Source organism: Bacillus cereus group sp. N6 (assembly GCF_016483705.1).
Lineage (GTDB): Bacteria > Bacillota > Bacilli > Bacillales > Bacillaceae_G > Bacillus_A > Bacillus_A wiedmannii.
Genome location: NZ_JAEHBI010000087.1, coordinates 1 through 8,088, shown reverse-complemented (window position 1 = coordinate 8,088; position 8,088 = coordinate 1). Strand labels below are relative to the sequence as shown.

Below are 8,088 nucleotides of genomic sequence, written 5' to 3'. Positions count from 1 at the left end.
CCCGGTGCAATACCGGACTCACTTTTATCAAGCTGCCTAATGAAATAACCGTGTCTAACTTTTAGGGGTCACTTCATAATGTATAAGGGCATAGCTTTTTTGTTGTAATAATTATATTTTGTATTGTACAAAGTAAAGAAATCAAATGTTATTTAAATTACTTCTTTGTACCTTTACTTTTATATGGCTTGGCAGCTGCCTTTTTCTTTGCACTTGATTGCCAACGATTCCATCCTTTACTTCCTGTACCTTGCCCTACACCTTTTTTCGGTTTTGCTTTCGTTTTACTCATATGATCACTCCGTTATATAAAAATCTTATTTGATAATAGTCAATGATTTAGAACATACTCTTTATAAATGACTATGATTGCTTTAAGTAAAAATAAACTGCTTGAATGTTATAGTATAACACGAATTTGTAAGTAAACTGAAAGGAATTACAAAGAAAATGAAAATAATACGAAATACTGCGGATTCTATATTTCGAACGATTACATTACTTGTTGTGTATATGTTAGTTTCGGTTAGTGAAACGTTTTTTGGATTGACAAGACAAAAGAAGTGAAGACGTTATATTGAAAACAATCAATAAAGCCGTAAAATAAAGAATTGAAAAATATTTTTAAATTTTTGTTGACTTTCTTTATTTTTTGTATAGAATAATCATTAATAAAATGTTTCAGAGATGTGACAACAAAACGACTATGAAAGGACGAGTAGTAGTAGGAAGTAGTTTAAGCGAGTCAGGGGTGGTGTGAGCCTGATACGAAGCCTATTATGAAGAACCTCCTGGAGTTGCTAACCGAAATCCTTTACAGGAAAGTAGACTTAGCCGGGAACTTCGCCGTTACAAGAAGAACAGTATCGAGATATTTCATCTCCGTATTGTATAAGTGAGCAACCTCTGTTGCTAATTTGGGTGGTACCGCGGAACCAAAGTCTTTCGTCCCAGTTTTTTGGGAAAGAAGGGCTTTTTTTGTTGGCTTCTTTTCACAACATCCAAACATTTTAGGAGGAAACCACCATGTATCAATCATTAATGACAGTAAGAGAGACTCAAATCGCAATTAAGGAAGTTAAAACATTTTTCGAGGATCAATTAGCAAAACGCCTTGAACTATTCCGCGTATCTGCACCATTATTCGTAACGAAAAAATCAGGATTAAACGATCATTTAAACGGTGTAGAACGTCCAATTGAATTTGATATGTTACATTCAGGAGAAGAATTAGAAATTGTTCACTCACTAGCGAAGTGGAAAAGATTCGCATTACATGAATACGGATATGAAGCTGGTGAAGGTTTATATACAAACATGAACGCGATTCGTCGTGATGAAGAACTTGATGCAACACATTCCATTTACGTTGACCAATGGGATTGGGAAAAAATCGTTCAAAAAGAATGGCGTACTGTAGATTACTTGCAAGAAACAGTACAAACAATTTATGGAATATTCAAAGATTTAGAAGACCACTTATTTGAAAAGTATCCGTTCCTTGGAAAGTATTTACCAGAAGAAATTGTTTTCATCACTTCCCAAGAACTAGAAGATAAATATCCAGAATTAACACCGAAAGGTCGTGAACATGCAATTGCGAAAGAACACGGTGCAGTCTTCATTATCGGAATTGGTGATGCACTTCGTTCAGGTGAAAAGCATGATGGACGCGCAGCTGATTATGATGATTGGAAATTAAACGGTGACATTTTATTCTGGCACCCAGTATTACAATCTTCATTCGAATTATCATCAATGGGAATTCGTGTTGATAGTAAATCACTTGATGAGCAGTTAACGAAAACAGGTGAAGACTTCAAACGTGAGTACGATTTCCATAAAGGTATTTTAGAAGACGTACTACCGTTAACAATTGGCGGTGGTATTGGACAATCAAGAATGTGCATGTACTTCTTACGTAAAGCACATATTGGTGAAGTTCAATCTTCTGTATGGCCTGACGATTTACGTGAAGCTTGCAAGAAAGAAAACATTCATCTGTTTTAATAGAAGGGAGAGAGAATAACTCAAAGAGTTATTCTCTCTTTTTTATTGTGTAAACGAATGGTTTACAGTGAGTTTTACTAATGGTTTCTTTCTTTTTTGGATCCTTTTATGTAATAATTTGTTAAAGGAGGGGACGTTATGAGCTTAGGACAACAACTTAAAAGATTACGAGAGTCAAAAGGGTTTTCACAGGAAGATGTTGCTAAGAAAATTGGTGTAACGCGGCAAGCGGTATATAAGTGGGAAAATGATAAAAGTTGCCCTGATATTGAAAATTTGATCTTATTGAGTGAAATGTATAATGTTACGCTCGATGAGCTAATAAAAGGGAACCAAAATTTAAAAGAGAAAATACATATTGATGAAGATTTTGAGAAAGAGAATGAATTTGGTTTCTACATTGGATGTGGTTTGCTAATTGTGAGTGCTTTCCTTGATTATGAAGGAATGCAAGAGATTTTATTAGGAATTGCACTATTCATGATGGTTTTTTACTCTGACGTGAAGAAAGTTATTTTGAATGAGTTCAGATCATTTTTTAAAAGAAAAGATATATATGATAAGAAGTGAGAAGAGTCCGTTATATTTCCTAGGAAAGAGTATAACAAGTAATTGAATTGTTTTATAATGATTTCGGGATGTTGATAGTATGTTAAAAAGCTCAAACAAGTATAACCCCGTTCTAAAGCTAGGACGGGGTTCAAAATCTAAGTTTTATTAAGCGTAAAGTTCTTTCAAGTATTTTTACTTCGGCAAAGACTTCATATAAAACATTACTTATTTGTTACCGAGTTCTTCCGCCAAACCGATTAAAATACCTTCGGTTCCACGAATGTAGCAGAGTCGATATGAGTCCTCGTACTGAACTACTTCGCCAACGAGCTGAGCACCATGCTTTGTAAGTCTCGATACCATTTCGTCAATGTCTTCAACGGTGAACATGACGCGCAAATAACCGAGGGCATTTACAGGAGCTGTCCGGTGATCTGCTATAGTAGGTGGGGTGAGAAATCGCGAAAGTTCAATTCGGCTATGGCCATCTGGCGTAACCATCATAGCAATCTCTACGCGCTGAGAACCGAGTCCTGTTACGCGACCAGCCCATTCACCTTCGACAGTAGCTCGCCCTTCGAGTTTTAGTCCAATCTCCTCGAAGAAAGAGATTGCGTTATCAAGGGATTCTACAACGATGCTGACATTGTCCATTCTTAGTAATCTGTTGTTTGCCATAGTCTTTATCTCCTTATATGTATAATTTTATTAGTTAATTCTCCTCATAATTATACTAAAATCTCTTCTAAACAAAAAACACCTTGTCACAGTGTAGGAAAATGTGACAAGGTGTTTTCGGGTATAGTATAAAACATTTTGTTAACGAACAACACTTTTTAAACCCTCTACTATTGAAATATGCGCGAACTTTATTTCGAGAATGCTATCATTTTAAGAATTTGATAATGTAGTTGCTATTCGATAATATAACTTCGACTCCCCCGTAAAATATTTCCACCCTATTTCTATTAATATTAGGAAAGAAATAGATTCATATAATTTGCTTTAAGTTTTACTAGTGGAAACTAACTCATCTGTACTAAAGGCTCAATTTTTGCCATAAATGATTGATGTAGTGCCTCGACATCTATTACTAAATGAAGGCGGTCAATAACGACAGACACTTTAATTTCTGATGTACTTACCATTTTAATATGAATATCTTCTTCTTTTAAAGTAGTGAACATATTTGCAGCAACACCTGGATTAGAGACCATACCAGATCCTACAATGGATACTTTTGCTAAATGATTTTCATATTCTACAGATTCATAGTGAAGTGTTTCTTGATTTTGTTCCAATACCTCTAATGTTTCTTTTAAATCATTAGAATGGATTGAGAAGGAGAGGTGAACAGTTCCTTCATTTGTAATACTTTGAATGATGATATCTACATTAATATGTGCCGCTGCTAATGTAGAGAAAACTGTTGAAAGTGCACCTTGTTCTAATCCTTTCATTGTGACGCGTGTAATATTATCTTCAAATGCAATACCTTTAACGATTGATTGTTGTTCCATGTTACATTCTCCTTTTACAATTGTTCCATTTTCTCGTTCCATACTTGAGCGAACTTCTAACATGACATTGTGATTTTTAGCAAACTCAACAGCACGCGGATGTAATACACCAGCACCGAGATTTGCAAGTTCCAACATTTCATCATAAGAAATTTCATCTAATTTATAAGCATTTTTTACAACTCGTGGGTCCGTCGAATAAACACCGGTCACATCCGTGTAAATATCACATTTTTTTGCTTTCAGTGCAGCAGCTAATGCAACAGCAGTTGTATCAGAACCACCGCGGCCAAGTGTTGTAATTTCATGCTTTTCACTAACTCCTTGGAAGCCAGCTACAATAACAATCGTGCCTTCAGTAAGATAAGACTGAATTCGATCAGTATTAATTTCAGTAATCCGTGCACTACTATGTACAGATTCTGTCGTAATACCAGCTTGCCATCCAGTTAATGAAGTCGCGTTATAGCCTTTTGCTTGTAGTGCCATCGTTAATAATGAAATAGTCACTTGCTCTCCTGTTGATAGAAGCATATCCATTTCGCGTTTACTCGGATTTTCTGAAATCGCGTTAGCAAGTGCTACGAGTTCATCTGTGCTTTTTCCCATTGCTGAAACGACAGAGACGATGCTATGTCCTCGTTCATATTCTTCAATAATTAAATTTGCTACATGTTGAATGCGCTCAACGCTTCCAACAGAAGTGCCACCAAATTTTTGTACAATCGTTTCCATTACGAATTCCTTCTTTCATCCATTTTTAAGAATAGATTAGGACATATATAGATCCCAATATTCCTGTAGTTACCAGAGAAAAAACAAAAAACACCATCTCAAATAAGTGAGGATGGTGCTGTTACAGGAAAAGGGAAACAGAAAACGGAGCTAATAAAAAAACCGCCAAAAAAGGAATACCATAAAAATGATATCTCTTTTTTGTAGATAGCTCTTCATACATACACGTCTGTACATATGACAGTTCTGTTTCTATTCGAAAACAGCCCCAATCGATAAATGCAGAGAAATGTATCGATTTCGGCAATACTTCCTTTCATCTAATTTCATAGACATCTCTGTGTCTCCATTAGAATACTCATAAGTATCGCAACCTCTATCTCACGTTTTAGGCGAGAGTGTTTGATTTATGAAGTTGTTGGTAACATTTGTTTTATAATAATTTAAATTTTTCGGGGAATCAAGTGTTTTATATATATTTTAAAAATTCTTTCTGTTTCTGAGAAAGTTTGTGAAAAATGTAGCAAAATAAATTCATTGCATGTACATTAAAATTATAGTGCATTGGAGGTGGAAGAATGAAGGGGAAAAAGCCTATTTATGTTTCGGCAGAAATGAACACAACAATGGAGAAATTATGGGAATACACGCAAGAACCACATATACATACAGAATGGGATACTCGCTTTACTGAAATTTCATATTTAGAGAAAAAAGAAGGAGAACCACAGAAGTTTTTATATAAAACAAAGATCGGATTTGGACTTGAAATAGCTGGGGAAGGAGAATCGATAGGTGAAATAAGAAAAGAAACGGGAGAACGTATTTCTTCTTTAAAATTTTGGACGGATAATAGATTATCTCTTATTCAAACAGGGCGTGGTTATTGGAAGTATACCCCTCGTAAAGAACACATTCATTTTGAGACGCAATATGATTATGATACGAGGTTTGATCGTATAGGGAATGTAATAGATTTTTATATGTTTCGGCCGTTATTAGGCTGGGCGACTGCTTGGAGCTTTGATGCTTTAAAATTATGGTTAGAAAAGGGATTGCACCCTAGGTTACTAATTAGAAGAACAATGACATATTGGCTCGTATGTTTTTTATTTGCATTTGTATGGATGTATCAAGGAATAGTACCGAAACTAATGTTTACCCATTCAGAAGAAGTAAAAATGCTATCTGTGATAATTGGTTCAACTGAACATAGTATTTTTGTACTTAGAATAATTGGATTGTTAGAAATTATTTTTGGTGTCATATGGCTGTTGCCATTTCCAAAACGAAAAGTATTTATCGTACATATTTTTATGTTAATAGCCTTAACGATAGCGGCAGGGATTACGAATATTGCAAGTTTTACAGAGCCGTTTAATCCAATTACATTAAACGTTCTAATCATGGGATTATCAATTGTCGGTTATATAAATAGCACGAACTTGCCAAGCTCAAAAAATTGCAAGAGGAAGAGAAAGGGATAATGTATGGTTAATATGTATGAAAGACTATTAGGGGATTCTTATAAAAAACTACATCCAAAATTACAGAAACGCTATGAAATTACAGAAGAAAATAGTTTTATTGGAGAAGGAAAGATGGATGAGATTTATGGTGGTTCTTTTTTCGTAAAATTCATATTAAAAATTGCATCAAAGTTCCGTATGTTTTTCTCTGAGCGAGGGAAGGAAGTGCCATTTACAATACATAATACCGCTGAGCGGGATGAACATGGACATGAACTTGTGCGGTGGAATCGTACTTTTTATTTTCACAATAAGAAAAGATATTTTAACGCCGTTATGCAGTTGGATGAAGAGAATAATGAAATTGTAGATTGTTTTGGTGAACCACACATACTTGTTTCTACATTGAATTTTCATATTGATGAGGTGGGGGCAATGCATATTTCCTCAAAGAAACAATGGTTTTACATGTTTGGCAGAAAAGTCCCGTTACCTAGAGTCTTATACGGAGAGGCCAACATTGTAGAAAGTTATGATGAAACACGACAATGCTTTCGAATTCATGTACAAGTACGCAATCCGTTAATCGGTTCATTATTTTCATATAAGGGAACATTTGTGGAGAGGAAATAAATGATATGAAAAATATAATAGTTGGGCTTGCTTGTTATATTGTTTTTCTAATATGTGAGTGGACAAATGTAAACCCAGTTGAAGCAATTATTTTATTATCTATTTTGTTATTTATACCGATGTCATTTTGCATTCTTGATAAAAAGACAAGAAGTGGATCATATGTATCCTTTTATAAACTAGTATCGCTTTTATATCCAATCGCAGCAATTAGTGCAATGTTAGCTTTCGTAACAAATCACTATTTCTTTGCATTACTTTGGTTTGTATATACAGGAATCGTTGCGTTATTCGGTGTAAGTAGAGTGCTAGAAAGAGGATGGAAACCGTTAGAGGAGACAGCTATCGATAGTGCGTTTATGTATTTGTTTTTAGGTGGTTTCTGGTTTTTTGCTTCTGTAGCAAAGCTTTCCATTATGCACTTTAGTTCCGACATTGTTTTGCTTACAGCTGCACACTTTCATTATTCGGCATTTCTATTGCCGTTATCAGCTGGTTTAATTGGGAGGAAAAGAGAAAAGAGAAGTAAAGTATATGATGCTATTATGTTTGTCATCGTCATTTCACCTATGACAGTTGCAATAGGAATTACGTACTCAAGAGTATTTGAATTTTTTGCAGTGTTCCTATATTTATGCGCTATTTATAGTTATGGGATTTATGTTTGGCGTACGACATTTAATGCTATTAGTGCAAAGGTTCTTCTGATCATATCGTCTAGTACACTCATGGTAACAATTATGTTTTCGCTTATATATTCATATGGGAATTTGAAACATGTACTGACGATTACAATTGCTCAAATGGTTTGGATTCACGGTGTTGCCAATGGAATTGGAGTAGCGTTACCCGCATTTGTCGGCTGGATGATTGAAAAGACTGCTCCGAATTATAAATATTACGGGAAACCAATGAGCAGGTTAAGAGGAAATACGACAGTTGGTGAAGCATTTTTACATAACAGAAGTTTAATAGATAGCAAGGAATACAAAGGTTTAGTTGATAATATGAACGATTTTCATAGTGAGGGATTTGACATGGCAAAGATTCCTTTAAGTATTACTCGTTTTTATGAAAATACAAAAGAGTATGAGTGGTACTATGTCAAGAAAATAGACAAATCAAACAGAGACATTTTATTCGTTAAGCAGCTTGAGATTGTTGCTTTT

8 protein-coding genes, 1 riboswitch and 1 other annotated feature are annotated in these 8,088 nt (G+C 34.8%); of the genes, 5 read left to right on the top strand and 3 right to left on the bottom strand.

Going from position 1 to position 8,088, the window contains the following annotated elements; all coding sequences use genetic code 11:
* Positions 1–157: 157 nt before the first annotated feature.
* Positions 158–292 carry a DUF3934 domain-containing protein gene (locus JDS99_RS29045; RefSeq protein WP_000047588.1) on the bottom strand — a complete coding sequence of 45 codons (135 nt, stop codon included), beginning with the start codon at positions 290–292 and terminating at the stop codon, positions 158–160.
* Between the two features lie 405 nt (positions 293–697).
* Positions 698–956, top strand: a binding site (T-box leader).
* Positions 957–1,026: 70 nt separating this feature from the next.
* Here JDS99_RS29045 and asnA point away from each other — a divergent pair.
* Both asnA and JDS99_RS29035 read left to right on the top strand, forming a co-directional pair.
* Complete coding sequence (gene asnA / locus JDS99_RS29040) at positions 1,027–2,010, top strand: aspartate--ammonia ligase (protein WP_199696254.1); 984 nt, start codon at positions 1,027–1,029, stop codon at positions 2,008–2,010.
* 138 nt (positions 2,011–2,148) lie between these two features.
* Positions 2,149–2,580: a helix-turn-helix domain-containing protein gene (locus JDS99_RS29035; protein WP_097889342.1), complete on the top strand. Its 432-nt coding sequence runs from the start codon at positions 2,149–2,151 to the stop codon at positions 2,578–2,580.
* 207 nt (positions 2,581–2,787) lie between these two features.
* Here the strand turns inward: JDS99_RS29035 and JDS99_RS29030 are convergent, their stop codons facing one another.
* Together JDS99_RS29030 and JDS99_RS29025 are read right to left on the bottom strand one after the other, a co-directional pair.
* Positions 2,788–3,240, bottom strand: a complete 453-nt coding sequence (locus tag JDS99_RS29030; RefSeq protein WP_087983092.1) for a VOC family protein — start codon at positions 3,238–3,240, stop codon at positions 2,788–2,790.
* A gap of 347 nt (positions 3,241–3,587) precedes the next feature.
* Positions 3,588–4,817, bottom strand: a complete 1,230-nt coding sequence (locus JDS99_RS29025; RefSeq protein WP_199696253.1) for an aspartate kinase — start codon at positions 4,815–4,817, stop codon at positions 3,588–3,590.
* 200 nt (positions 4,818–5,017) lie between these two features.
* Positions 5,018–5,204, bottom strand: a riboswitch (Lysine riboswitch).
* 191 nt (positions 5,205–5,395) lie between these two features.
* Between JDS99_RS29025 and JDS99_RS29020 the strand changes: the two genes are divergently transcribed.
* The 3 genes from JDS99_RS29020 to JDS99_RS29010 all read left to right on the top strand — a co-directional run.
* Positions 5,396–6,304 carry a DoxX-like family protein gene (locus JDS99_RS29020; protein WP_199696252.1) on the top strand — a complete coding sequence of 303 codons (909 nt, stop codon included), beginning with the start codon at positions 5,396–5,398 and terminating at the stop codon, positions 6,302–6,304.
* 3 nt (positions 6,305–6,307) lie between these two features.
* Positions 6,308–6,919, top strand: a complete 612-nt coding sequence (locus tag JDS99_RS29015) for a DUF4166 domain-containing protein (RefSeq protein ID WP_199696251.1) — start codon at positions 6,308–6,310, stop codon at positions 6,917–6,919.
* 5 nt (positions 6,920–6,924) lie between these two features.
* The coding region (locus JDS99_RS29010; RefSeq protein ID WP_242475788.1) for a YndJ family protein at positions 6,925–8,088 on the top strand (1,164 nt) is incomplete at its 3' end.